Source organism: Radiobacillus deserti (assembly GCF_007301515.1).
GTDB lineage: Bacteria > Bacillota > Bacilli > Bacillales > Amphibacillaceae > Radiobacillus > Radiobacillus deserti.
Map to the genome: position 1 here is coordinate 345,422 of NZ_CP041666.1, position 25,411 is coordinate 370,832.

The following is a 25,411-nucleotide window of genomic DNA, read 5'->3' on the forward strand; positions in this document are numbered from 1 at the left end:
GGCGATTGTGCCTGTCTTACAGATGGAATATGAGCTTGATGGCTTGATAGCCAAAATAAATTCCAAATCCAATCAAGGATAATCCAGATAGTTTAGAAAGTCCGGTTAATAGACTTGGTTTCATAATCTTTCGAAACGTACTTGCAGTAAAAGCCATAGAGAAATCCCATAAGATAAGACCTAAAATAATGGCTGAACTATATAGAATAATGTGGGATTGGTCATATTGTGCAACCGTGTTTGCGAGAACGGATCCATAGATACCGAGCCAAAATAAGATTGACAGTGGATTTGAAATGGTTAACATGAAACCAGTCCAAAACGTTTTGTGAAGGGAGCTTTCTTTCTGTCTGGCGTCAACCGAAAATGAATTTGCAGACGAAAAGCTCTCTATTCCGGTGTAAATTAAAACGAAACATCCAAAAGACCAAAGAAAAGACTTCATAAAAGGAATTTCCAAAAAATTTACGATGCCAAAGTACACAGCGATCATAAATAGTGCTTCCGCAAAAAGGGAGCCTATCCCGATAAGCCAAGAATGGAGAAACCCATTTTTTAACCCCTTGTCCAATTGGGCCGCATTAATAGGGCCAATTGGTGCCGCTAATGATAATCCTAGAAAGACATAGCTTAGAAATGTATGCATGTTGATTCTCTCTCCCTTTGTTTCAACTTGTACATATCTATTCAGGAAACTGTGCTTTCATTACACTTGTCCAAAAAAGAAAACTAGTACAGGCTATGTACTAGTGATTAGGCAGGATTAAAGATTCTGTTGTGTTTCTTGAAGTAAACGTAATAAATCTTGTGCACGATATAATTCTGGTCCCGGATTAACTTGCTGTTGTGCTTGAAGGATTAAGTCCTCTGCTTGTTTGAGTTCGCTTTGCGCTTCTGTGTATAAAAAAGGGTTCCCCTGGGCATTTTCTACAGCTTTTCGTGCAGATTCAAGAGCTTCAAACGCTTTACTCATCGTATCCATTTTTTTCATCATCCTTTCTTTCCTTAGGATTAGAAAATACAAGTAAATTATCCTTGTATTTTTAATGGGGATTCGTTAAATTTTACCAACTAGAATGTTTATTTTATACTGAAGAAAGGAATACCATTAAGGTACATTTTATAAAAAGAGGAGTGGAAGCAATGAGCGAAGTTCTATTTACATCCCATGCTACTGCAAAAGGTGGAAGAGATGGACATGTAAAATCAGATGATGGTCTAATTGATTTAAATCTAGTTAACCCTGCAGGAAATTCAGGTGAGACAGGCTCTAATCCAGAACAACTATTTGCAGCTGGATATTCAGCTTGCTACGACGGTGCTTTAAACTTGATGGCATCTAAACAGAAAAAGAATATTGATTCTTCCATAACAGCAGATGTTAGCCTTTTAAAGGATTCGGCGGATAACGGCTTTAAAATTGGTGTCGTATTAAATGTGGAAATCGGTGGTGTAAGTCAAGAAGAGGCAGAAGAGCTTGCAAAAATGGCCCATGATTTCTGCCCGTATTCTAAGGCAACACGTGGTAACATTGATGTTGAGCTGAAAGTGAAGGCTGTTTAATAAACCTTAAAAGGAAACAAGGCCGCTCTTAAAAGGGTGGTCTTGTTTCTTTTTTTGGATAGACATGAAGTGGTATGATGAGAAGAGAGTTGTGTGAAAGGGGGATTATCATGCAAGGAAGCTTACGTTTTTTGTTTATTGGAGATAGCATTACGGACGCAGGTAGAGCTGACGACCAAGAGGGAATTGGATTTGGGTATGTCCGTAACATTCGTAACCACTTGATTTTAACATATCCAGAGGCAAACATAGAAGTTGTGAATAAAGGAGTTAGTGGAAATAAAATAACCGAGCTGGAGGAAAGGTGGAAGGAGGATGTCCTTGCTTATAAACCAGACTATCTAAGTATCTCTATTGGAGTTAATGATGTATGGAGACAATTAGATAGCCCACATAAGGAGCAGGTGACACCAGAAAGGTTCCGTTCCATTTATATGGACTTGTTACAACAAGTTCAGTCCGAAACAGGAGCAAAGATTCTCTTAATGGAACCAACGATTTTACAAGAAGATACCCAGTCCGAAGGGAACCAAAAGCTGAAAGATTACGTTAAAATCGTCCAGGAGCTTTCTGCTCAGTATGATGCTATATTGGTACCAACCCATGAAGCCTTTATGAAATTTTTGTCGGTAAACAAACGCATAGCCTTAACAACGGATGGGGTCCATATGAATTCAGTCGGAGACATGCTCATGGCACACACGTGGGTTCAAGCTTTTCTTACAAGAGAAGGTTGGCAGCATGTTTAAGCTTCGCCAAGTGAAGAAGACAGATTTACCATTTTTGGATTCCCTCATCGAAAAGGAACAAGCGATGCCTGTAAACTGGAACGACAACAGTTTTATTCAAACGATTGTTATCGAGGATCAAGGGGAACTAGTTGCGTGTTCTCCAATTCAATTCGTAGCCAACGAGCTCTTTCTCCCTTTTTTCTTTGTCCATCAAGTGTATCTTCGAAAGGGAATTGCTCAACACATGTTTGAAAAGGTGAAGAAGATAGCGAAAGCCAATCAAATTAAGAACATCACGATGGCAACCGGTCATTTAAAAGAAGAAACGATATACTATTATAAAGAAAGACTAGTAATGGAGCTGGAAGGCGATCTCCTCGTCCTTCAACTCTAAAAAGGAGACACAAGGATGCAAAAACTATTAACGATCGGTGCAGGAAGGATGGCACAAGCAGTTATTTCGGGCATTCTTCAGCAAGAGCAAGACCGATTTCATATTGTAATGAGCAACCGTGGTAATGTGGCACGTTTAGAACAGGTGAAAAACAAATATGGAGTGGAGATTACGACAAACTGGAAAGACCATGTCACAAACGCGGATATTCTTTTTTTAGCAGTTCCTCCGAGCCAACAGCAATCCCTTTTGCATGAAATGTCCCCTTACCTAACAAATCAATTAGTGTTTAGTGTGGCAGCTGGGGTTGGGGTGCGCGAGTTAGAAGCCCCACTCCCTGAAGGTGCAGCTGTTGCCTGGGTTATGCCAAACACTGCTGCAGAAATAGGGCAGTCGATGACATTGTATGCACTAGGTCAGCATGTCAACGAGATTCAAGAAAAAACATTGTTAACTATTTTGAAAGGTATTGGCCCGGCGCAACGTGTAACGGAAGAACAATTACACGCACTTACACCAGTTACGGGAAGTGCTCCAGCTTTTATGTATTACGTTGCCGAGGTATTAACACGACTTGCTAGGGGAAAAGGAGTTGATGAGGCTGTTGCCCAACAGCTTGTTTCCCAAATGATACTCGGATCAGCAAGGATGCTGTCCTCTGGTCAAAAGCCAAAGGACTTAATCGATCAAGTAGCGACACCTGGAGGTTCTACAGCAGCAGGACTTAAGGTGTTACAAACGGAAGACTTGGATGGAATGTTTGAAAGGGCCGTACAAGCTTGTGTGGAAAAAAATAAAGAAGTGTATTAAAAAACTCGGGGAATTCCCCGAGTTTTAGACTTCTTATTCTTCTGTCTTAGCAGGAGTGGTTGCTTGCAGGTTTTGATTAATTTTAGATTCGCTTTTTGTTGCAACACTGTCTAACATCCCTTTTAAATCCACTCCAGAGACAGCTTTTAAGGTTTCTGGTAATTGACTCATAAGCTTCGTGACGTAACTGCTCATTCTTGTTGCCCCATCTCCTTCTCCATTGCCATTGTCTACAACGGTTACCTTATCAATAGAGCGAACCGGATCTGCAATTCTTCCAGCAAATTCAGGAAGCATGTTGATAATCATTTCTAAGATAGCTGCTTCGCCATACTTTTCCATTGCCTCTGCGATTTTCTCTTTCGCTTCCGCTTCTGCAAGACCCTTTAATCGAATCGCTTCCGCTTCTGCTTGCCCATCTAGACGTATTTCCTCCGCTTCGGCTTCCGCATTTTTCACACGAGCAATTTTGTCTGCCTCGGCTTTTTGCTCTGCTGCGTAACGCTCCGCTTCCGCTTTTTTAGAGATTTCTGCTTCATATTGACGCTGCTTCCGTTCTACTTCACGGGAGTCAATTTCGATTTGTTTATTTTTCTCCACAAGTTGAATCTGCATCTCTTCTTGTTTCACTTGTTGTTGTGCTTTTGCCTCTTGAAGTTTATACGCCATGTCGGCTTCGGCCTTAGCTGTATCTTGATCACGCTTATATGAGGCAACTTTTAGTTCTTTGTCTTTCGTAGACTCTGCTATTTGAGTCTCACTAAGTAACTCAGCACTTTTACTTTCTCTTTCTGCTTGTGCTTTTTGAATCCGTGCATCTCGCATGGCGTTCGCTTCCGCAATTTGAGCATCGCGTTTCACTTCCGCTATACGAGGCTTCCCTAATGCTTCTAAGTATCCATTTTCATCTTGGACATCTTTAATAGTAAAGGAGACAATTTGTAATCCCATTTTCTTCAAATCGACTGCAGCCTGTGTCTGCACTTCTTGAGCAAAACGTTCCCGATTTTTATAAATTTCTTCAACCGTCATAGTTCCAAGAATTGCTCGTAAATGTCCTTCTAAGACTTCCTGTGCTTCTTTTCTAAGCTCGGAATTATCTTTTCCTAAAAATTGTTCTCCAGCAGTTGCAATACCTTCCGTCGTACTTTGAACCTTTATAATTGCAGTTCCATCCGCCATAACAGGCACACCATTTTCGGTATAAACATTTGGTGTGGATATATCTAAGCTATGAGATCGGAGACTGAGTTTTTCGAACTGCTGAAAGATGGGAACGACGAAGGTACCGCCGCCACGAACAATCTTTATCCCACTTCCGTCCTCGGAGCGATGTACATTCTTATTTCCTAAAAAACTACCTGTTACAATCATAGCATCATCTGCACCAACGGTTTTATAGCGAACCGCAAACAACAGTGCGAATGCTAGGAGAACACCACCAATAACACTAATAACGATAATAAAATCCATCTAATTCCCCCTTAATCTAATTCTTCTAATTTAGATACATAAACAATTTGATCTTGAACCTCGATTACGACAATCTTTGTTCCTTGTTGGATGTCGGCTTCGTCAAAGCTTTTAGCCGTTTCATTTCTACTTCCGTTTGGGAGCTCTATGAACACTTCTCCCATTCCTGTTGCAGGAATTGTTGTTAGAACCTCACCCATTTTTCCTTGTAAATCGTAAACGGAAATGGCATTAGAGGATTCTGCTCGGGACATTGGAATAATCAAGAAGTAATAAAGAAGAAAATAAGCGCATATTCCAATGAAAATACTGATGGTTAAAACGAGGAGGGGACTCCATACTGTGTACTTCGTGAGCAGTACGCCAGAACCTGCAATGACAGATAGAGTTCCAAACAATAGGAGTGGGTTAAAAAGCTCTCCTAATCCATCCAAGAGTCCATCCAACACATTACCTAGAAATAAAAAAATGATAGCGATAGCTAAGCTACCCCATAACAGCCACCAATACATATCCATTACATCAATTGTAATCACCTCCAGTATGTAAGTACTCCTTTCACTATATGTAATACGATTGAGATTCATTAAGGTTCCATTTATATGGAAATAAAGGTGATGGATACAAAAAAAGAGAGGCTAAGGCCTCTCGTGTTACACGCTTTTCCAATTGGACTCCAGTTCTATCCCGGCTGCTTCGAATGTTGCATATACAGGACAACGGTCACTTGTTTTCTCTGCCAACTCATTAATTCTCTCTTCTGGCTCACTCGTTTTAACTTTTGCGTCAAGAATGACTTTAGAGAAATATGGACGTACGTCTGCTTTACCAGCTAACCCTCTAGGGTCATAAGTTGCCTTAATATCAAAGTGAATAGACTGTAAGTCAAAATCCATTTCATTTGCGACCAGATTGGCAACCGCATTTTCACAACCAGCAAGTGAAGTTAACAGAACCTTTAGTGGGTCTGGACCAGCATCATGTCCACCTTCAGAATTTGGCTCGTCAATGACAACAGTATGTTCTCCGGTGTGCATAATTGTTTGGAATCCAACAGTACTTCCATGTACATGTATTTCTTTGTGATCAAACATTCTGAGTCTCCTTTCCGTTGTTTCACTTTATGTTCTTCTATTTTGGAAAGGATTATCCATCCTAAGAGTAGTTCTCTTGGCGTATTGAATAGAAAGTTGACCTTTGGAAGAGGTTTAATGAACGAAGTAAGCTAAATTACATGAACTACAAACATTGGAATTCTATTTTGGGAAAAATGGGTACAGGTCATATGGATTTTAAACGGAATGGCTATCAAAATATTGGCACGAGGAGGCTCCCAGCCACCCGCGGAAAGCGTCGTATATTTCCGGGGCGGGGTATAGGCACTATTTATAATTGTCCGTTTTTTCATTGCTTCCTATACTTTTGTCTCAACTCTTTAAATTTTAATCCAACACATATTTATCTCGAGCTGCACCTAGACCAAATAGGATGAGAAGTATGGAAATGACTAGAATGGTTACAATTGGTGTTATCCATGAATGTGTTAGGTCAAATAAAAAACCAATAAAGATAGGTCCGCATGCTGTTAACAAATATCCGATAGATTGCGCCATACCAGAAAGTTCTGTCGCTTGTTGTGCATCTCTAGCCCTTAAACCTAAAAATGTGAGTGCTAGACTGATACTTGCACCTAAAGTAATCGCAATAAAGGTAATGTACACCATTAACCAACCGAACGAAGGTCTAGTTAAGAGACCGCTATAGCCAATAAGTGAACAAATTCCGATAATCCAAATAATTAGATGTTGTTGGTTTAAGCGATTTGCTAAAATAGGAGCTAGGAAGGTAAATGGTAAGCTTATAAATTGCATCAAAGATACGATCCAACCAGATGTGCTCATCGAGTAGCCGTAATCTGATAAAATTTCCGGTAACCAAGTTATGGTGACATAGAATAAAAAGGATTGAAGTCCCATAAATAAAGTAACTTGCCATGCCAAAATAGACTTCCATAATGATACAATAGAAGTAAGGTGATTGTTTGGTTTCGCATACTGAGCTTGGTCTCGAACGACAATAAACCAAATTACAAGCCCAATAACAGTTAGTAATCCCCAACTCAATAAAGCTCGTTGCCAACCAAGATGAAGGTCAGCAGAAAGTGGAACACTTAATCCGGAACCGAGGGCAGCGAACACGGCCATGCAGGTTGTGTACATGCTAGTCATAAGACTAACATTGTTGGGGAATTTTTGTTTAATGAGTCCAGGCAATAGCACATTACAAATGGCGATACCTAGACCAACTAGTGTCGTACCAATATAAAGTGTGACAGATAGAGAGATTGATCTGGTACTAATACCGATTAGTAGAATAAGGAGGCCGATCAAAAGCGTCTTTTCTATGGTGAACCGATACCCTAACTTTGGTGCAATAGGGGACATAATAGCAAACGCTAATAAAGGTAAGCTAGTAATTAAACCAGCACTCCAGTTTGATAACCCGATGTCATCTCGAATAACACCGAGAAGTGGACCGACTGATGTAATGGCAGGTCTCAAGTTAATGGCAATGGAAAAAACACCAACAAGCAAAAGATAAGAAGATACTCGATTTGCTTGAGAATCTAGCATAAAAATCGACCTCGCATTATATATTTTGAGAAACACATGATACAGTATAGAGGAACAACGATAGACCCGCAAACAATTTATGAATTTAAAATAAAGGGTGATGAAGATGGGAAATAAAGTGAAGAAAGAGTTTTTATCGTGGATAAAGTCGGTGGCGATAGCCGTTATTATAGTGATTGTATGTAGACAGTTTCTGTTTACTCCATCGGTTGTGAAAGGGGAATCCATGATGCCCAATTTGCATGATGGAGATCGGATTATTTTGAGTAAAATTGGAGAAATTGAACGATTTGATGAAATTGCATTTCATGCACCAGATTCTGAAGATAATTACGTAAAACGAGTAATTGGTTTACCGGGAGACACCTTAAAGGTTGTGAATGATACATTATATATTAATGGGAAAGAATATGAAGAACCCTATCTGGATAAGTATAAAGAAGAACTACCAGCAGGGCAGTCTTTAACATACGATTTTACGCTAGAAGAAGTAACAGAGAAAGAAGTAGTTCCTGAAGGACACTTGTTCGTCATGGGAGATAATCGAATGATTAGTAAAGATAGTCGTTATTTTGGCTGCATTTCCATGGATTCCGTGATTGGTGATGTGCAATTCAGAATATGGCCGTTAGGATCCATTGGAATTCCAAAATAACCATAAACGAGAACCTCCTGCCTTTGATCAGGAGGTTTTTGTATGTTGTAATTTTTACTAAAGCTATCGTGGATTATATTTAAGGAAGATGGGTGAGTGTAATGCGGCTATGGCACGAAGATCTGTTAACCCTGTTGCCGAGACAACAGCTGCTTGGGCAACACCGAGAATGCTGTGCTTTACGAGGAAAAGGCTGGGGGAAGCCTCATTCTACTGTGAATTATGTTTTTCTTTATTCTCCGCGAAAGCTGTTTCAATATCATGAATTGGTGATGGAAGAAATGAAGGAGAGAGGCTATAAAATAAATCCGCTATGGTTGGATCCTAGTTATCGGGGACAAGTGATGGAGCCGTATGAAGCAATGGATGAATTAGAAAAATCTTATCCTATTTATGAGGAGCATGATGAAGCTTATTTAGAAGAATGTATATTGAACTTGGAAGAGAAGGGTATCTACTTGAATAAGAATACATGATTAATGAAGGGTGAATTGAGTCATAATAATCCCAGCTTAGATTACAAGGGTTCATCCCTTTTAGAAAGGTGATTATTATGGATTATCATACGTACCGTCCCGGTGATATCGTTTATGTTATTATCCGAAATCCACATGTTCAAGGAGCCGCCAATGTCCAAGAAGCAGCAGTTGTTAATAACCCAGACCACCCAGGTGAATTGGCTTTATTTTTGTATGAGACGTACTATCCATTAACAGACGAAATAGCTGTATTTGAAAACGAAGCAGAGGCAAATCAAGAATTTGAATCGATCTTCGGTTCTCCAGAAATTGAGGATTACTATGGTTAAACCATTTGTACCACAATTAGTCTACTTTGAACCAAGTGCGTTAGATTACCCCCTAGGAAAAGAGCTGTATGAAAAATTTGAAAATATGGGCTTGGAAATAAGACAAACGACATCTCATAATCAAGTTCGCAACCTTCCTGGAGAGAATGATTTTCAACGATATCGAAATGCCAAATCAACACTGGTGGTGGGAGTACGCAAAACATTAAAGTTTGATACGTCAAAGCCTTCTGCGGAATACGCGATTCCGTTTGCAACTGGTTGCATGGGGCATTGTCATTATTGTTACTTACAAACAACAATGGGAAGTAAACCATATATAAGAACATATGTAAATACGGACGAAATCTTAGAATCAGCCGATAAATATATGGAAGAACGGGCACCAGAGGTGACTCGCTTTGAAGCATCTTGTACCTCGGATATAGTAGGAGTGGATCATCTTACGCATACATTAAAACGAGCGATTGAGCATTTTGGGAAGACGGATAAAGGCAGATTACGCTTCGTTACAAAATTTGCTCATGTCGACCATTTGTTAGATGCCAAGCACAACGGAAGAACACGATTCCGGTTTAGCATGAATGATGATTATGTCATCAAGTATTTTGAACCTGGAACATCGCGATTAAAAGAACGTATTGAGGCAGCCTGTAAGGTAGCAGACGCAGGGTATCCACTTGGCTTTATCATTGCTCCTATATATCTTCATGAAGGTTGGAAAGAAGGCTATGGAGAAATGTTAGAGCATTTGGCGGAATCCCTGCCGGAACATGCGAAAAATGGACTAACGTTTGAGTTGATTCAGCATCGATTTACGCAACCTGCAAAACGAGTTATTCAAAAGAACTATCCGATGTCTAAACTGGAACTAGATGAATCAAAGCGTAAGTGGAAATGGGGACGATATGGAATCGGGAAATATGTCTATCAAGATGAGGAGCAAGAAGAAATTAAACATACACTAGGCCATTACATTGATGAACTATTTCCGAAAGCAAGGATAGAATATTTTACATGAAAAAACAGGTCATAATGACTTGTTTTTTCTATTAGAGTAAAATTGTAGTAAAATTTAGGATGGTTCAGAAATGGGGTTGGTAGATGGTGCAAAACTATATCATGGATTTAAGAAAGAGGATTGGTCATGATCCTGTAATTATGGTTGGATCTGGTGTGCTCGTTGTACGTAATCAAACGGATTTACTGCTGCAGCTTCGTTCGGACACAGAAAATTGGGGAGTTCCAGGAGGAGCGATGGAGCTCGGAGAAAGTTTAGAACAGACAGCTAAACGGGAATTGAAAGAAGAGACGGGATTACAAGCATTAAATATGCGTTTTGTCACTGTCCTTTCTGGCGAGGAACTGTTTTACACGTATCCGAATGGGGATCAAGTTTACAACGTCGTTGCTATTTATGAAGTAACGCAAGTAGAGGGAGCACTGCGTATGGAGGATGGAGAAAGCTTAGATTTGCGATACTTCCCTCTGAACAATCTTCCTCATAATATCCAGTCCATTTCCAGAAAAATAATAGATGCTTATCTTTTCTTGTAACTAAACGGAACGGTAATTCGTATGTAGGAAGAAGATAAGCTTATTAAACGTACTACGAAAAAGGAGGAAATAAAATGCGATTAGCTGATAAAAAGGTATTATCATTCGTAAGTGATGATTTTGAAGATTTAGAACTTTGGTATCCAATTTTACGCTTGCGTGAAGAAGGTGCTACTGTTTACCTTGCTGGAGAAAAAGCAAATCATACGTACATAGGAAAGTATGGTGTCCCAGCGGAATCTGATTTTGCTTTTAAAGATGTAAAAGCGGATGACTACGATGCTGTGCTAGTTCCTGGGGGATGGGCACCAGATAAACTAAGAAGATATCCGGAAGTATTAGAATTCGTTCGTAGAATGGATGAATATGAAAAACCAATCGGTCAAATTTGTCATGCTGGCTGGGTCCTAATTTCCGCAGATATTCTAAAGGGAAGAAAAGTTACTAGTACACCAGGAATAAAAGATGATATGACCAATGCTGGCGCGACCTGGTACGATGAAGCGGTTGTTGTCGATGGACATATTGTGTCTAGTCGCCGTCCACCAGATTTGCCGCCCTATGTAAAAGAATTTGCGAATTTGCTTGCAGATCAATAAGATGAATATACCCTCTAAGGATGGTTTCCTTTGATGGGATGGAGGAATGGAATTGGATATAGTAATTTGGTTACTAATCATAGCGTGTTTTATTTTAAGTTTTGTTGGGATTGTGTTTCCAATAATTCCTGGAACCGTCGCCCTCTGGGTTGGTTTTCTACTTTATGCATTTTTGATTCATGCTGGTGAGCTCTCTGTAATCTTTTGGATTGCAATGGTCTTATTGACCATACTGTTATTTGCGGCAGATCTCATTGCGAATAGTTATTACGTGAAAAAATATGGCGGCAGTAAATGGGGAGAACGAATTGCCGGTATTGCGGTTATTGTAGGTTCTTTTATCATTCCGCCGTTTGGAATTATCATCATTCCCTTTGTGGCTGTGTTTGTGACAGAGCTGATGCAGAAGCGAACTACGCAAGAAGCATGGAAAGCATCTTTAGGATCATTAATCGGATTTTTAAGTGGATCGGTAGCAAAAGTCGTACTTCAAGTGATGATGATTGTCTGGTTCTTAGTGGATATTTTTGTATTTAATGGATAGAGCCTTTCTGAAGGAGGAAGATCATTGACCATTGCAAGAGCACTTAGTATTGCCGGTTCAGCAGCGCACGGAAGTGCTGGGATCCAGGCAGACCTGAAAACATTCCAGGAAAGAGATGTCTACGGTATGGCTGCCATTACTGCGATTGTCGCAAAAAACCCAGTAACAGCATCTTCCATTTTTGAACAACCATTAGAGGCGATAGAGGCACAGTTTTATACAGCAACAAAGAACGTTGGAGTAGATGCGATGAAAACAGGGATGCTGTTCACTACGGAAATTATTGAATTAGTCGTCCACCTTTTAAAAAACGAAAAAGATAAGCCTTTAGTTGTAGACCCTGTTATGATTGGGAAGATGGGATCTCAACTCCTACATGATGACGCCATTGAAACGATGAAAAAACAGCTTTTCCCACTTGCTACGATTCTTACACCAAATCGTCATGAAGCAGCAAAGCTAATAGGGAAAAAAGAGCTACATACGATAGAGCAACTAAAGGATGCAGCTAGAGAATTGCATCAGTTTGGTCCAACGTATGTAGTGGTAAAGGGCGGAGTAATAGGGGAGAAGGCGATAGACATTCTTTATGATGGGCATCAAATGATGGAGTTAGTCGAACCAAGCGTCGAAACCATTCATACGAGTGGAGCGGGCTGCAGTTTTTCCGCTGCCATGACGGCAGAATTAGCGAAAGGAACCAAGACTATGGAAGCTGTAATGCTTGCTAAAAAGTATGTAACGGCTGCAATTAACCATGCTTTGTCCTTCGGAAAAGGTATTGGTTCAACGTATCATGCGGCCTATCGAAAATTCGGTGAAGCTACAAATGAAGGATTCGGAAAGAAAATAAAAAATTTGCATTAATTTTTGAATCCTTTTTGTCAAAACAGACGTATTTAGTATGGGAAGAAATTTGAAGGAGGAATTTTAGTGAAAAGAACAGTTGAATTTGTATTGACTATTATAGGTGCAGTTCTATATGGGCTTTTAGCCGGACTGGGAGGCATCTTTAAATGGATTCAATCCAATGATGAAGCAATATCTGAAATGGAGAAGCAGTTGGAATCTGATCCAACTTTAGAAGGAACCGGTGTAAACTTAGATACATTCCTAGACAGTTTAAATACTGGTGGAAATACGTTACTTACCGTATCTATTTTGGTGATTGTGTTAGGTATTATTTCTCTTATCTTGTTAAAAGGAAACAAAAAGCCTAAAGTAGCAGGTATCATTTTAATCATCGCTGGTGCAGGTTCTGTCTTCTTTACGTTTGGATTAGGACTATTCGGAGCTATTTTCTATGTCGTGGCAGGTATCATGGCATTAGTTAGAAAACCAAAAACATTGATTGAATAGTAGGTGGGGTTTCCCCACCTATTCAAAGGAGAAGAAAATGGAGGTGTTTACGTGTCAGAAGTAGCAATGAAGATTGTTAATTTAAAGAAACATATTGGGAAGAAAGAAATTATAAAGGGATTAGATTTTGAAATCTATCCTGGGGAAGTATTTGGATTTCTTGGACCAAACGGTGCTGGTAAAACGACCACCATTCGTATGATGGTTGGGCTCATGGGGATTACTGAAGGAGACGTCCTTATCCAAGGGAAAAGTATAAAAACAAGCTTTAAAGATGCGATTCGTCATGTTGGAGCAATCGTTGAAAATCCAGAAATGTACCCATTTATGTCTGGGTGGAAAAACTTAAAGCATTATGCACGGATGATTCCCGGTATTACAGAAGCACGAATTAAAGAAGTTATCGCATTGGTTGGATTAGAAAAAGCGATTCATGAAAAGGCGGGCCGATACTCATTAGGTATGCGTCAACGACTTGGAATTGCCCAAGCTTTACTTCATAACCCGTCCATTTTAATTTTGGATGAACCTACAAATGGATTGGATCCTTCTGGAATTCGAGAAATTAGACAATACATAAGAAATCTAGCCGAAAAAGAAAATGTGGCCGTTATTGTGTCCAGTCACCTTTTATCGGAAATGGAAATGATGTGTGACCGAATCGGTGTTATTAAAAATGGGGAAATGATTACGATTGAGTCGGTTAAGGATGCCGTTGGTCAATCCGATATGAAAGAAGTATTCGTGGAAGCAGAGCCAATCCAAGACGTTCGAGCTTATTTAGAAGAACAAGAGCTTAAAGTGAAGGATAGTGAGGGTGGTCTCCTATTTAATGTGAAAAGAGACGATATTCCAAGCGTAGTTAAGGGACTAGTGGAAAAAGGTGTACAAGTGTATAGTATCCAGGCTCAACGATCCACGCTTGAGGATAAATTCTTAACATGGATTGGAGAGAATACGATTGAATAACTTTTTAAAATTAATCGGAAATGAACAGATTAAGTTATATGTAAGAAAATCAACTTGGAGTATGTATATCATATTAGCCGCTATTATTCTCGGTGGGGCTCTAATTACTAAATTCTATGGTCTCCCAGTGGAAAACTATGGGGATGATTGGAGAACAGAGCTTCAACAAGAGAATGAAGAATTAACAAAAGAAGCAGAAGAATTTAGTAAGGATGAATTCATGGAATCTGCTGTCTCCTACAATCAAGAGATGATCGCGAAAAACAATTATTACTTAGAACATGATATTAAGCCAGCATCCTATGACGGTTGGCAGTATGTGCTTGATAATCAGTTTTTATCGTCTGTTCTTAGTTTGTTTACCATCATCGTAGCAGCAGGGATCGTAGCAAGTGAGTTTAGATGGGGAACAATTAAGCTATTACTCATACGTCCCGTTTCACGAACAAAAATCTTGCTTTCAAAGTATGTGAATGTCCTATTATTTGCATTGCAAACACTAATTTTTATATTGTTGTTCTCTTTACTAGTCGGAAGTATTTTCTTTGGTTTCAATGGAATCAATCCAGAAATTGTCCAGATGGGTACAGATGGCTTTGAGCAAGTTTCCTTAATTGGCGAGATTGTAGAAGGATATGGCTTTAAGCTTGTGACTTTAGTCATGATGGCAACATTCGCGTTTATGATTTCCACGATTTTCCGCAACAGTGGGTTTGCGATTGGGTTAGCTATATTCTTAATGATGGCAGGAAATTCTATTTTAGGGGTCATCTCTCAATACGATTGGTCCAAATATGTGTTATTTGCTAACACAGATTTAACACAATATATCAATGGGAATTCGCCATTCCAAGATGATATGACGCTTACATTCTCCATTATTGTACTGTTGGTTTATTATTTAATATTCATGGCACTGTCATGGCTCTCGTTCACCAAACGAGACGTTGCAGGTCATTAAACAAACGGGGCTGGGACACAACTAAAAGGATAAGCCGATAAGCCGAACAAAAGCCTGCACTAGCTCCGGAAATATACGTAGACTCCAGCGGGAGGAAAGGCATCGGTGAGACCCCACAGTGCGTCAGCACGAGGAGGCTCACCAGCCGCCCGCGGAAAGCTTAGTATATTTCCGGAGCGGGGTATAGGCACTAATAAATTGTTCGTTTTTTCATTGCTTAATTACTTTTGCCTCAACCTCGTTTCCCTATTTATTAACTTACCGCACAGCGGTTAGGTCCCGCTTCCATTGTTGGCCACTTACTTGATTCAACGTTTGCTTTCCCCATGTTAATGTCCCGTATTTCTTGATAACTGTTTGGTTGAGCTGGCAAATTGTTCGTAATCATGTTTTCAAATGCTTGGTAGCTATCTATATTTAAACGATAGTTGGATTGGTAGATAGAATGTTTAGTGGAATACACGCCACCATCTTTATTTAACTCATGTAAAGCGCTAAAGTGTGTTGGGAAAATGTGTACATCGTGTGTAATAGCCCGAATCGTTTCGTACAGTGTGTTATATAATAAAGAGGTCCATTCGTTTGCTTTCCCTGCTAGATCAGGTCTTCCGATGGATGTAACAAATAAAGTGTCCCCAGTTAGCAAATATTTGTCATGGATGAGAAGGCTTGTGCTTCCAAGCGTATGTCCTGGAGTGTGAATGGTTTGAATGGATACCGAATTATTGTTTAAAGAAAAAGTCATGTCATGTTCAAGTAACTCATATTCGAATGGAACATTCTCCTCTTCTGGTGGGAACCAATAGGTTGCTCCAGTTTTTTCTGCCAACATTCTCCCCCCGGAAATATGATCGGCATGAAGGTGTGTATCTATAACATGCGTGATGGTCCATCCGTTTTGTTGAGCAAACGATAAGTAAACCTCTATCATGCGATTTGGATCTACTACAACGGCTTCATCACCTGATGCAATCATATAAGACAAACAGCCTTTTCCCACCCGAACAAATTGATGTATGGCTCCTTGTTGTAAACTTGCCACCTTTACTGGTTCGAGGTGTTCCCCCCACGCTTCCATTCCGCCGACTAAGTATGTGACATTGTCCATTCCAGCTTGTTGCAAGATTGCCGTAGCTGCTTGAGCGGAAATACCTTTGTAGCAGACAACATATACAGGTTCATCACTCGGAAGCATAGATTTTACATGTTCTGGGTTTTCTTGAATTTCGGGTAATGTTTGGTTAACGGAATGAACTTGCTCTCCTTCGATTGCCCAAGCATTTACATCATTTTTTCTTCGAATGTCTAACAAGTGGACTTCTTCTTTATGAATGATTTTTTGAACGAGTTCCTTCACTTGAATGGGTTCTAAACTCAATTATCTTCCTCCTCGCAAAAAATAAAATTTACTTAAATACATTCTAACAAATGAATATGAAATTATTATTAAAAATAGGAGTCTAAACAAGCTCTTTTATGATAATCTAAAGTATAGGTTTTCTTAAACGAATAGTGATGTGTTGTGTTTATAAGAAAGGGTGTTTAGGAATGGCAAAGAAGAAAGTCGGAATTATTTACGGTGGAAAATCTGCGGAGCACGAAGTATCCTTACAGTCCGCTAAAAATATTGTAGATGCAATTGATAAAGAAGTATATGATGTCGTATTAATTGGAATAGATAAACAAGGCAAATGGCATCTTGGAGATCCTTCTAGCCATTTATTAAATGAGGAAAACCCTAAATTAATTTCTTTGAACAAATCTAATAAAGGTGTGGCCTTAGTTCCAGGAGAAAGTGAAAAGCAGTTAGTTAGCCTATCTCAAGACGAAGGACTAGACCAGCTCGATGTAGTTTTTCCGATTGTTCATGGTACATTGGGAGAAGATGGAAGTATGCAAGGGATGTTGCGAATTGCTAATATTCCGTATGTCGGTTCAAATGTATTAGGGTCTGCAGTCTGCATGGATAAAGATATCGCAAAACGCTTGTTGAAGGGTGCGGGCATTTCGGTTGCAAATGGCGTAACGTTTTCTAAGCATCAAAGAGAAAGTATTAACTATGTAGAAGTAGAAAAAAAATTAGGCTTACCAATGTTTATTAAACCAGCGAACCAAGGTTCTTCTGTAGGGGTAAATAAAGTGCGTAATGAAGAAGAGTTTTATCAAGCGATTGCGGAAGCTTTTCAATATGATCATAAGCTTATCATTGAAGAAGCAATCGTTGGAAGGGAAGTGGAGTGCGCGGTACTAGGTAATGAGCATCCGAAAGCATCTATTCCGGGTGAGATTCTTCCGCAAAGCGATTTTTACTCCTATGAGTCGAAATACATTGATGAGAATGGTGCGGAATTAGCCATTCCAGCTGATCTATCAGCGGAGTTAGTAGAAAAAATTCAAAATGCGTCTATACACGCATTCCAAGCGTTGAATTGTGAAGGGCTTGCGCGGGTTGACTTCTTTTTGAAGGAAGATGGCGAGCTTGTGGTGAATGAAGTGAACACACTACCAGGCTTTACGAAGATCAGTATGTATCCAAAGCTTTGGGAAATTAGTGGTATCTCTTATTCAGAGTTAATTTCACAATTAATTGAACTAGCGGTGGAACGCCATGAAAGAGATCAACAACTAAAAAGTGCGGTTTGGGAATAAGCCTACCAAAAGATGACAAGAGTAATCTGATTATATCTCCAAATGATAAAGCTTGAACAGATAAAATCTGTTCGATCCCCACATGAGGAGAGTGATCAAGAATGGCAAACAATAATAATCAATTATTAGTGCCAGGTGCGCAAAATGCAATGGATAACATGAAGCAAGAAATCGCCAATGAATTTGGCGTACAGCTTGGTGCCGATACCACTGCACGTGCAAACGGATCTGTGGGTGGCGAAATGGTAAAACGTATGATCCAAATCGCTGAACAAAGTCTCCAAAATCAAAATAAGTAATAAGTATCTTGAGCAGCCCAAATCAGATTGATTTGGGCTGTTTTGGATTATAATGCTTCAATGGGGTAGGTTAACTTTGGATGTCAGCAATTATATATCAGCGTTTTCTTAAGGATATCAGGGAAAATTTTGTATATCAGCTTTTTTTTGCATATATCAGCGATAAAGATTATATCAGCGTTTAACGGATAAATAACGGCGCTTCGCGTTTCTGACGCTATGCATGTTCGTTCGATTTTTTCACCTTTCTATATACGAAATAGCCGCCAACTCCTAGCGCCACTAGTAACACTAGTACAGGTAAGTTCCCAACAACGAAGATAAACAGCCCTGATCCAAATGCGATAAGTCCGTTGACACTATTCATAAACTGCTTCTTCGTCTTCTCCCAAGTATTTAAGGAATCTTGTTCAATTCCTGGGACGTTGACACGTTTCTCGATAAGATGAATCGTTACAGTGGCTAAATCTGACTTGTTATCTAAATACTTCATTCTTCCTTTAATCTGTTCTATCTCCTCTTGAACTGCTGCCAGATCACTTGAAATTCTCAATAAGTCCTCTGTCTTTTCCGCTTGTTCCATAAATTGTAGGAGTCGTTTTTCGACTACTTGTTTCGAAGCTAAACGAGATTCTAAATCTACATATTCCTCTGTAACGTCTTGCCCATTTACCGATTTTTGAAGGAGCTTTGTTCCGTTCTCCTCGACAGTGGTTAGGAAGTCTTTAAAATGCTCTTGAGGTACACGTACGGTAATGGTACCTTGGAAATTTTCTTCTTCTTCACGATAACTACTGGATTCAACGATATATCCCCCTGCATCTAGTACGTTATTTTCAATAGATGTAAGGCTCTGTTGGTAATCTTCCACTTCTAGCTCGAGATTTGCAGTGTAAATAATCTTGCGGTTGGTTTTCGGTGTAGGGGATGTTTCGGATTCATTGGTTTCTGTTCCTACTTCTTCTGTTGCGCTATCCTTACTTACTTCTGCTTTTTCCACCGTTGAGGTATCCGCGCTTTCCACTTCACTAGAAGAACTCTTATCTCCTTCCGCGCTATCTTCATTATTACTACAGCCGATTACAACTAGTAGTAGCAATAATAGAACCCCTAATCGTTTCCACATGTTGACCCGCCCCTTTTCTTTTATTAATTAGTCGAAAAGGAGTGGGAAAAGTTACATAAAGGAAATACGACCCTCCAATCTTATCTACCTCATAAAAACAAATTGTCTTTGTCCGATAAAATTTAAAACCGTATAGATGCCTGCCCCAACTAGGATGGCAAAGTCTTCTACATGGTTCAATGGAATCAATGGAACAATCGATAGGATTTGCTTTAAAACCCCAATACTAATGGAGTATGCTAGAACATAACATACTCCAATCACGAGAAAAAAAGGAAGGATGGTTTTTCGAACTGATGCCTCACTATTAAACGTAAAGGAACGATTTAGTCCGAAGCTTACACAAGCACCAACACCATTACCGAGAAAGGTTGCCCACCAATAGGAAAATCCGAGATAGTAAAGACTGTACATGAGAGAGATACCAACGATTGTGTTCAAAATGCCAACTGCTAAAAACTTCGAAAAAAGCTTTAAAGCCATGTTATTGCTTCCATTGTACTTTTTTTATCTTCAAGACTTCCCCACGATTGGACCGGAAATACTTAAGAGGGTCTGCATTGGTGTATAAATCCACATCAATCGCATATTTTGGTCTTCTTTTCACCTCTAAAAAGATACGGCTAATGTATTCTCCAATTAATCCAATTCCCATTAACTGCAGTCCACCAATAAACCAAATAGAAATCATAAGCGAAGTCCATCCAGCATCTGTAGCACCTAAAAGTTTTTGCAGCAATGCATAGCCACCAGCGAGTCCGCTTATAAAGAAAATAGAAAGCCCTAAGTACGTAACAAAACGGATGGGTGCGATACTAAAGGAAGTTAATCCATTTAATGCGAAAGAAAGCATCTTTCTTAATGGGTATTTGGTTTCGCCAGCCAATCGTTCTTTACGATCATAATATACTTCTGTTGTTTTGAAGCCAATTAAAGGAATGATGCCTCTTAAGAAAAGGTTCGATTCCTGGAAGCGGCATAGTTCACACAAGGCACGTTTACTCATGAGACGATAATCTGCATGATTGTATATTAGTGGAATTCCTAACTTATTCATTAACCGGTAGTAGCCTTGTGCCGTGGATCGCTTGAAAAAGGTATCCGTTCCTCTGTTTTTTCGTACTCCGTAGACAATTTCATAGCCTTCTCGATATTTTAATAGAAACTCCCGAATGACCGATATATCATCTTGTAAGTCTGCATCAATTGAAATGGTACAATCCGATATCGAATTAGCCCGCTCTAATCCTGCTAAAAGAGCAAGCTGGTGTCCCACGTTTCGAGCTAATTTAAGTCCGGTTACATAGGTGTGCTGCGAGCAAGCTCGTGCGATTAACCGCCATGTTTGATCTTTACTTCCGTCATCGACGAACAAAATTCTACTACTCGGTGCAATAAGCTGTTCTTTGACGAGGTCGTCTATTACAATTGTAAGTTGCTGGATGGTAGTATCTAATATTTCTTCTTCGTTATAGCAAGGGACAACTATCGTAAGTAAAGGGATTTTTTTCTGCATGTAGTTTCCTCCTAGTTGTTAGATCGCTTGATAAAGGTGAATTTTCCAGGCGGATTCAGGGTGGTTAAAAGCTTTTAAAAGCTTCAAATCATTTTCTTGTGCATTTTCGATTGGTACAGCCGAAAAGATATATTCTCCACCAAGCTCTTTAAAAGCACTTGTGTTTAAATCTAACTGTTTGATTACTTTGTCGGAATCCTTCCGAAAATCATAATTTTTACCTAATTCATCCACGAATAGGTAACAACGACTTCCCCATTCATCGTAGTACCTTTTTAAGGTACTGTTTTTTTCTAATTCATTGGCGATGATTTTGCGAAATTTATATTTATAGGACAGTGGATAAATATTATTATATGAATCTAACGTGTAAAATCCGTTATATTGTGCTATGGATGGGTGTATCCCAATACTAGCTACACGATAGTCTGACTGTGGCCTATCAATGTATTCTTCAATTGCTTGGAATTGTTTTTCTGCAAAAAATTCCTCAAATGAAGGCGTTTTATGATGAACGCCATAATGAATTTCTTCGTTAAAGGGTATTAAGACGATTAGTTGACCGACTATCGCGATTCCCGCAATTATTCTCCATGCTTTCCCGAGCTTCCAAAGAAACGCACAGGCAATACCAAAACTCATATAAATAATCAGTGGTCGCAAAAAATGAAACCTGGCAAAGTTAAAGGTCACAAGTAAGTCAAATTCATCTTTTAATGGTGCCCACATTTTGTTAAACCACAATGCATACCAAAGAGAGAGTGCGTAATTCAACACGAGTAAAAATAAGAAAAATTTCTGATCCTTCCATTTCTTATAGAAAATGATGAGAAAAAGTGTAAGAAATAGAATAGGAAGAATAACAGCTGTATGAACCGTCATGACATGGGTGTGTCCTAATAGAAAATTTTTAATCGAAAGTTCGATGGAATGCCAGAATTCATGTCTGGAGGAAATAAATTCAATACGGTGCATGGGTTCATGTTCCAATAACATAGATGAAATTAGCCGATATTCAACTAGTAAAAAAACACCAGACATAAGTGCAATACTGCCGAGAAATGGCCAGTTCCATGTCTTTTTCTTTATAAGATCATAAAGCCAAACTAACGAAATTCCGACCATGAAAAAGAAAAACCCTAGAACAATACTTGCATACAAAGGTAGAAGTATTAAGGTAAGCCAATTCTTCCAATCATAATCCTTCTCTCTAATATTAAGAAAGGCCCATAGAGCAAGAGGATGTCCTAGTGTACTTAGCATCCCAGATGGCCAAAAGGGAGTAAGAGCGAAAGCTAAGGCTACACCAATTCGTACAGGAGCTAGGGAGTCCTCTGTAATGAAATAACGCTTCAGAAGCAAATACATACCGATGAAAGCAAAAACTCTTGTTAACGCCTGACTTAGTGCATAAGCAGTCATGCTGGGAAACAAGGCATGTAGCCAAACAATCCCACTCCATTCTGTACCAAATGTACTGCGTGGTAGATTTCCGTTCATCACTTGATCTATTGTGGCCCCAGCATCTCCAAAAAGCTCACCGCTATTATTTAAGACTTTATACCAAGCTAGATTTGAATCGAGATTATCGTGAACCCGAATATGAGCATCCTCGCCAAGTATAAAAAGTGGCGACAAAAAGAGCGCAATGATGCCCCATGCTAAAAGTAGATAAAGGGTTTCATTCCGAGAGTTAAATACGGACAATACAATCACCTTTCCGAATTGTTCTATGCATCTCTCCTTAGTATGAACAGGCGAGTCTGGAAAATGTATGTAAAGCATAACTTTTATGATTATTCATCTTACTTGTATATTCATTCTATTTTAAAAATGGGTTAATATTTCAGTATTTTAATTGAAACTTAATAATAGAACGCCCAAATTTTCAAAAAAAATAAAAGAAAATGAACAATTTTAGTTGAATTAATATACTGTATAGTGCATAATAATTCATACAAAACGAATGGGAAGATACCAAAAGAAGAAAAAGGGGAGACGAATCATGGCAAAGCAAAAAATTGTATTAGCATATTCCGGAGGATTGGATACATCTGTAGCAATTCGCTGGTTACAAGATAAATATAATTATGATGTCATTGCAGTAGGGTTAGATGTTGGGGAAGGTAAGGATTTGGAATTTGTAAAGAACAAAGCATTAGATGTAGGAGCCATTAAATCGTACACTGTTGATGCTAAAGGTTTATTTGCGAATGAATATGTATTGCCGGCATTACAAGCGAATTTATTGTATGAAGGAAAATATCCATTAGTATCTGCATTATCTCGTCCGTTGATTGCGAAAGTGTTGGTGGATATTGCAGAAAAAGAGGGTGCAGTAGCAGTTGCGCACGGGTGCACAGGGAAAGGCAACGACCAAGTGCGTTTCGATGTCGCGTTCACCGCTCTCAATCCGGAGTTGAAAATCGTTGCACCAGTTCGTGAATGGAAGATGACTCGGGACGAGGAAATTGCTTATGCACAGGAGAATGGTATTCCTGTTCCTGTCGACTTGGATAACCCATATAGTGTGGACCAAAACCTTTGGGGTCGTAGCAATGAATGTGGAATACTAGAGGACCCATGGGCTGAGCCGCCAAAAGAAGCATTTGAATTAACTGTTGATCCAGAAGATGCGCCGGATACCCCGCAAGTAGTTCAAATCACATTTGAAAAAGGAAAGCCAGTTTCTTTAGATGGTAAATCATTACCGTTGGATTCATTAATTTTAGAGTTAAATCGTATTGCAGGGGAGCATGGTGTTGGACGTATTGACCATGTGGAAAATCGTCTAGTTGGTATTAAATCCCGTGAGATTTACGAATGTCCAGCAGCTCTAACACTTATTGCTGCCCACCAAGAGCTTGAAGCACTAACGTTGCCAAGAGAGGTTGCTCAGTTCAAACCAACGATTGAACAGAAGCTAGCACAAACGGTCTATGATGGTTTATGGTACTCTCCATTGACGAATGCTTTAAAAGCGTTTATTGAGCAAACACAAGAATTTGTGACTGGAACTGTAAAAGTGAAATTATACAAAGGCCACGCACTAGTGGTGGGACGCGAATCTGCTCACTCTCTTTATGATTTTGATTTAGCTACGTACAACAAAGGGGATGCATTCGATCACGAAGCGGCATTAGGGTTCATCAAGCTGTGGGGACTGCCAACCCAAGTGCATTCTTCTGTTACAAAATCTTATAAACAAGAAGATACGTCTGTAGAGAAAGTAATCATTGATGTGAAGGAAGCAGTGAAGCAATGAAATTATGGGGCGGACGATTTACGAAACCTACCAATGAGTTAGTAGATGAATATACGGCATCGATTACCTTTGACAAGAAATTAGCACACTATGATATTCAAGGCAGTCTCGCCCATGTACACATGCTTGCAAGCTGTAAGATTCTATCACAGGAAGATGCCGAGCTGATTACCGATGGTCTTCATAAGGTGAAAGAAAAGATAGATCAGGATGATGGTTTACTAACGGTAGAAAATGAAGACATTCATATGAATATAGAAAAACTGTTGATTGATGAAATCGGTCCGGTCGGCGGGAAGCTTCATACCGGTCGAAGTCGAAATGACCAAGTAGCCCTTGATATGCGTTTATATGCGCGGGAAGCCATTGTAGAGATTACTAATCTGGTTGTCGAGGTGCAAAAGGCACTTCATAATCAAGCGCAGCAAAATATCGATACGGTATTACCTGGATATACACATTTACAGCGTGCCCAGCCGATTTTATTTGCACATCATTTACTTGCATATGTATCGATGTTCCAACGAGATGTCGAACGACTAAGGGATTCATTTAAACGAGTCAATAAGTCTCCGCTTGGAGCAGGTGCGTTGGCAGGCACAACCTTTCCAATCGACCGAGAATTGGTCGCCGATCTACTCCATTTTGATGGGGTCTGTGAAAATAGCTTAGATGCAGTTAGTGATCGAGATTTTGTATTAGAGTTTCTTTCAAATGCGTCGATGATTGCAATGCATTTATCTAGGTTGTGTGAAGAGCTTGTGCAATGGTCTAGTGCTGAGTTTCGATTTGTAGAGCTGGACGACGCGTTTAGCACAGGTAGTAGTATGATGCCACAAAAGAAAAACCCGGATGTAGCAGAGTTAGTTAGGGGCAAAACAGGTCGCGTCTATGGAAATTTGTTCGGATTATTGACGACCTTAAAAGGCCTTCCTCTTGCTTATAACAAAGACATGCAAGAGGATAAGGAAGGTATGTTTGATACAGTAGATACGATAAAAGGAGCATTAGCTTTATTTGCCCCGATGATTGATACGATGCAAGTGAAAAAAGAAAACATGTATCAAGCGGTTCGAAAGGATTTCTCGAATGCAACGGACTTAGCAGATTATCTAGTTGGAAAGCAGCTCGCATTTAGAGAAGCACATGCGGTGGTAGGCCAGATTGTATTATATTGTATAGAGCAAAATAAATACTTGTTGGACCTCTCTTTAGATGAGTATCATCAGTTTTCAACTTTAGTGGAAGAAGACATCTTTGAAAAGCTGGCACCAGAAGCAGTCGTTAATGCTCGAAATGTTCAAGGTGGTACAGCTAAGAATCGGGTACAAGAGCAGCTCAACCAATCAGAGACTTTATTCCGGGAAAATGAAGACTGGATAAAGACGTATGTAGAAAAAATAAAAGGGCAATCGTAATGTTGCCCTTTTAAATTACAAGTTCATGCATAAATATTAGATTTTTAGAATATTTATACGCTTAACAGGAGGATTGAGAGTG

Annotated in this window: 30 protein-coding genes; 19 read left to right on the forward strand and 11 right to left on the reverse strand. The window is 39.5% G+C overall.

Annotation, left to right across the window (positions count from 1 at the left end; all coding sequences use genetic code 11):
* Positions 1-16: 16 nt before the first annotated feature.
* On the reverse strand, positions 17-646 hold the full coding sequence (locus tag FN924_RS01850; protein ID WP_143891811.1) for a LysE family transporter: 630 nt from the start codon (positions 644-646) through the stop codon (positions 17-19).
* Between the two features lie 117 nt (positions 647-763).
* On the reverse strand, positions 764-994 hold the full coding sequence (locus FN924_RS01855; protein WP_158633905.1) for a hypothetical protein: 231 nt from the start codon (positions 992-994) through the stop codon (positions 764-766).
* Between the two features lie 149 nt (positions 995-1,143).
* On the opposite strand from FN924_RS01855, the gene FN924_RS01860 reads away from it, so the two are divergent.
* From FN924_RS01860 to proC, 4 genes are all read left to right on the forward strand, one after another.
* Positions 1,144-1,563 carry an organic hydroperoxide resistance protein gene (locus tag FN924_RS01860; RefSeq protein WP_143891813.1) on the forward strand — a complete coding sequence of 140 codons (420 nt, stop codon included), beginning with the start codon at positions 1,144-1,146 and terminating at the stop codon, positions 1,561-1,563.
* 110 nt (positions 1,564-1,673) lie between these two features.
* Positions 1,674-2,312, forward strand: a complete 639-nt coding sequence (locus FN924_RS01865; RefSeq protein ID WP_143891814.1) for an SGNH/GDSL hydrolase family protein — start codon at positions 1,674-1,676, stop codon at positions 2,310-2,312.
* On the forward strand, positions 2,305-2,688 hold the full coding sequence (locus FN924_RS01870) for a GNAT family N-acetyltransferase (RefSeq protein WP_143891815.1): 384 nt from the start codon (positions 2,305-2,307) through the stop codon (positions 2,686-2,688). Before FN924_RS01865 ends, FN924_RS01870 begins: the two co-directional genes overlap by 8 nt.
* 15 nt (positions 2,689-2,703) lie before the next feature.
* Positions 2,704-3,498: a pyrroline-5-carboxylate reductase gene (gene proC, locus FN924_RS01875; RefSeq protein WP_143891816.1), complete on the forward strand. Its 795-nt coding sequence runs from the start codon at positions 2,704-2,706 to the stop codon at positions 3,496-3,498.
* A gap of 33 nt (positions 3,499-3,531) precedes the next feature.
* On the opposite strand, the gene FN924_RS01880 is transcribed toward proC, so the two are convergent.
* From FN924_RS01880 to FN924_RS01895, 4 genes are all read right to left on the reverse strand, one after another.
* Positions 3,532-4,971: a flotillin lipid rafts scaffold protein FloT gene (locus FN924_RS01880; RefSeq protein WP_143891817.1), complete on the reverse strand. Its 1,440-nt coding sequence runs from the start codon at positions 4,969-4,971 to the stop codon at positions 3,532-3,534.
* Positions 4,972-4,982: 11 nt separating this feature from the next.
* Complete coding sequence (locus FN924_RS01885) at positions 4,983-5,558, reverse strand: NfeD family membrane protein (protein WP_143891818.1); 576 nt, start codon at positions 5,556-5,558, stop codon at positions 4,983-4,985.
* A gap of 66 nt (positions 5,559-5,624) precedes the next feature.
* On the reverse strand, positions 5,625-6,065 hold the full coding sequence (locus tag FN924_RS01890) for an OsmC family protein (RefSeq protein WP_143891819.1): 441 nt from the start codon (positions 6,063-6,065) through the stop codon (positions 5,625-5,627).
* Positions 6,066-6,413: 348 nt separating this feature from the next.
* Entirely contained in the window at positions 6,414-7,604 is a 1,191-nt protein-coding gene (locus tag FN924_RS01895; protein WP_194709680.1) for a CynX/NimT family MFS transporter, read from the reverse strand.
* A 106-nt stretch (positions 7,605-7,710) separates the two neighbouring features.
* Between FN924_RS01895 and lepB the strand changes: the two genes are divergently transcribed.
* From lepB to FN924_RS01950, 11 genes are all read left to right on the forward strand, one after another.
* Entirely contained in the window at positions 7,711-8,259 is a 549-nt protein-coding gene (lepB, locus tag FN924_RS01900) for a signal peptidase I (RefSeq protein WP_143891820.1), read from the forward strand.
* Between the two features lie 101 nt (positions 8,260-8,360).
* Positions 8,361-8,735 carry a TIGR02328 family protein gene (locus tag FN924_RS01905; RefSeq protein WP_143897084.1) on the forward strand — a complete coding sequence of 125 codons (375 nt, stop codon included), beginning with the start codon at positions 8,361-8,363 and terminating at the stop codon, positions 8,733-8,735.
* A gap of 77 nt (positions 8,736-8,812) precedes the next feature.
* A complete protein-coding gene (locus FN924_RS01910; protein ID WP_143891821.1) occupies positions 8,813-9,067 on the forward strand; it encodes a transcriptional regulator SplA domain-containing protein in 255 nt (84 codons plus the stop codon).
* A complete protein-coding gene (gene splB, locus FN924_RS01915) occupies positions 9,060-10,088 on the forward strand; it encodes a spore photoproduct lyase (RefSeq protein ID WP_143891822.1) in 1,029 nt (342 codons plus the stop codon). Before FN924_RS01910 ends, splB begins: the two co-directional genes overlap by 8 nt.
* An 83-nt stretch (positions 10,089-10,171) precedes the next feature.
* The gene (locus FN924_RS01920; RefSeq protein WP_143891823.1) at positions 10,172-10,624 is read left to right on the forward strand and encodes an NUDIX hydrolase; all 453 of its coding nucleotides are present in this window, start codon (positions 10,172-10,174) and stop codon (positions 10,622-10,624) included.
* 74 nt (positions 10,625-10,698) lie between these two features.
* Positions 10,699-11,223 carry a type 1 glutamine amidotransferase domain-containing protein gene (locus tag FN924_RS01925; RefSeq protein ID WP_143891824.1) on the forward strand — a complete coding sequence of 175 codons (525 nt, stop codon included), beginning with the start codon at positions 10,699-10,701 and terminating at the stop codon, positions 11,221-11,223.
* Positions 11,224-11,269: 46 nt separating this feature from the next.
* Positions 11,270-11,767 carry a DUF456 domain-containing protein gene (locus FN924_RS01930; protein ID WP_143891825.1) on the forward strand — a complete coding sequence of 166 codons (498 nt, stop codon included), beginning with the start codon at positions 11,270-11,272 and terminating at the stop codon, positions 11,765-11,767.
* 24 nt (positions 11,768-11,791) lie between these two features.
* Entirely contained in the window at positions 11,792-12,634 is an 843-nt protein-coding gene (thiD, locus tag FN924_RS01935; RefSeq protein ID WP_143891826.1) for a bifunctional hydroxymethylpyrimidine kinase/phosphomethylpyrimidine kinase, read from the forward strand.
* A 66-nt stretch (positions 12,635-12,700) separates the two neighbouring features.
* The gene (locus FN924_RS01940; RefSeq protein WP_158633907.1) at positions 12,701-13,126 is read left to right on the forward strand and encodes a DUF4064 domain-containing protein; all 426 of its coding nucleotides are present in this window, start codon (positions 12,701-12,703) and stop codon (positions 13,124-13,126) included.
* Between the two features lie 51 nt (positions 13,127-13,177).
* Positions 13,178-14,095 (forward strand): ABC transporter ATP-binding protein, encoded by a 918-nt coding sequence (locus tag FN924_RS01945; RefSeq protein WP_143891828.1) that lies wholly within the window; start codon positions 13,178-13,180, stop codon positions 14,093-14,095.
* Positions 14,088-15,056, forward strand: coding sequence for an ABC transporter permease (locus FN924_RS01950; protein ID WP_143891829.1), 969 nt, complete (start codon positions 14,088-14,090; stop codon positions 15,054-15,056). The genes FN924_RS01945 and FN924_RS01950 overlap by 8 nt, the downstream gene beginning before the upstream one ends.
* Positions 15,057-15,309: 253 nt before the next feature.
* On the opposite strand, the gene FN924_RS01955 is transcribed toward FN924_RS01950, so the two are convergent.
* Entirely contained in the window at positions 15,310-16,434 is a 1,125-nt protein-coding gene (locus FN924_RS01955; RefSeq protein ID WP_228409534.1) for an MBL fold metallo-hydrolase, read from the reverse strand.
* 170 nt (positions 16,435-16,604) lie between these two features.
* Here FN924_RS01955 and ddlA point away from each other — a divergent pair, with 170 nt between their 5' ends.
* Both ddlA and FN924_RS01965 read left to right on the forward strand, forming a co-directional pair.
* Positions 16,605-17,705, forward strand: coding sequence for a D-alanine--D-alanine ligase (gene ddlA, locus FN924_RS01960; RefSeq protein WP_143891830.1), 1,101 nt, complete (start codon positions 16,605-16,607; stop codon positions 17,703-17,705).
* Between the two features lie 101 nt (positions 17,706-17,806).
* Complete coding sequence (locus tag FN924_RS01965; protein ID WP_143891831.1) at positions 17,807-18,004, forward strand: alpha/beta-type small acid-soluble spore protein; 198 nt, start codon at positions 17,807-17,809, stop codon at positions 18,002-18,004.
* Positions 18,005-18,221: 217 nt separating this feature from the next.
* Here the strand turns inward: FN924_RS01965 and FN924_RS01970 are convergent, their stop codons facing one another.
* From FN924_RS01970 to FN924_RS01985, 4 genes are all read right to left on the reverse strand, one after another.
* A complete protein-coding gene (locus FN924_RS01970; protein ID WP_143891832.1) occupies positions 18,222-19,130 on the reverse strand; it encodes a DUF4349 domain-containing protein in 909 nt (302 codons plus the stop codon).
* 84 nt (positions 19,131-19,214) lie between these two features.
* Positions 19,215-19,613, reverse strand: a complete 399-nt coding sequence (locus tag FN924_RS01975) for a GtrA family protein (RefSeq protein ID WP_143891833.1) — start codon at positions 19,611-19,613, stop codon at positions 19,215-19,217.
* A 1-nt stretch (position 19,614) separates the two neighbouring features.
* Positions 19,615-20,646: a glycosyltransferase family 2 protein gene (locus FN924_RS01980; protein ID WP_143891834.1), complete on the reverse strand. Its 1,032-nt coding sequence runs from the start codon at positions 20,644-20,646 to the stop codon at positions 19,615-19,617.
* Between the two features lie 18 nt (positions 20,647-20,664).
* The gene (locus FN924_RS01985; RefSeq protein WP_143897086.1) at positions 20,665-22,353 is read right to left on the reverse strand and encodes a DUF6044 family protein; all 1,689 of its coding nucleotides are present in this window, start codon (positions 22,351-22,353) and stop codon (positions 20,665-20,667) included.
* Positions 22,354-22,651: 298 nt separating this feature from the next.
* Between FN924_RS01985 and FN924_RS01990 the strand changes: the two genes are divergently transcribed.
* Positions 22,652-23,911, forward strand: coding sequence for an argininosuccinate synthase (locus FN924_RS01990; RefSeq protein ID WP_143891835.1), 1,260 nt, complete (start codon positions 22,652-22,654; stop codon positions 23,909-23,911).
* Entirely contained in the window at positions 23,908-25,329 is a 1,422-nt protein-coding gene (argH, locus tag FN924_RS01995) for an argininosuccinate lyase (RefSeq protein WP_143891836.1), read from the forward strand. The genes FN924_RS01990 and argH overlap by 4 nt, the downstream gene beginning before the upstream one ends.
* Positions 25,330-25,411: the final 82 nt, after the last annotated feature.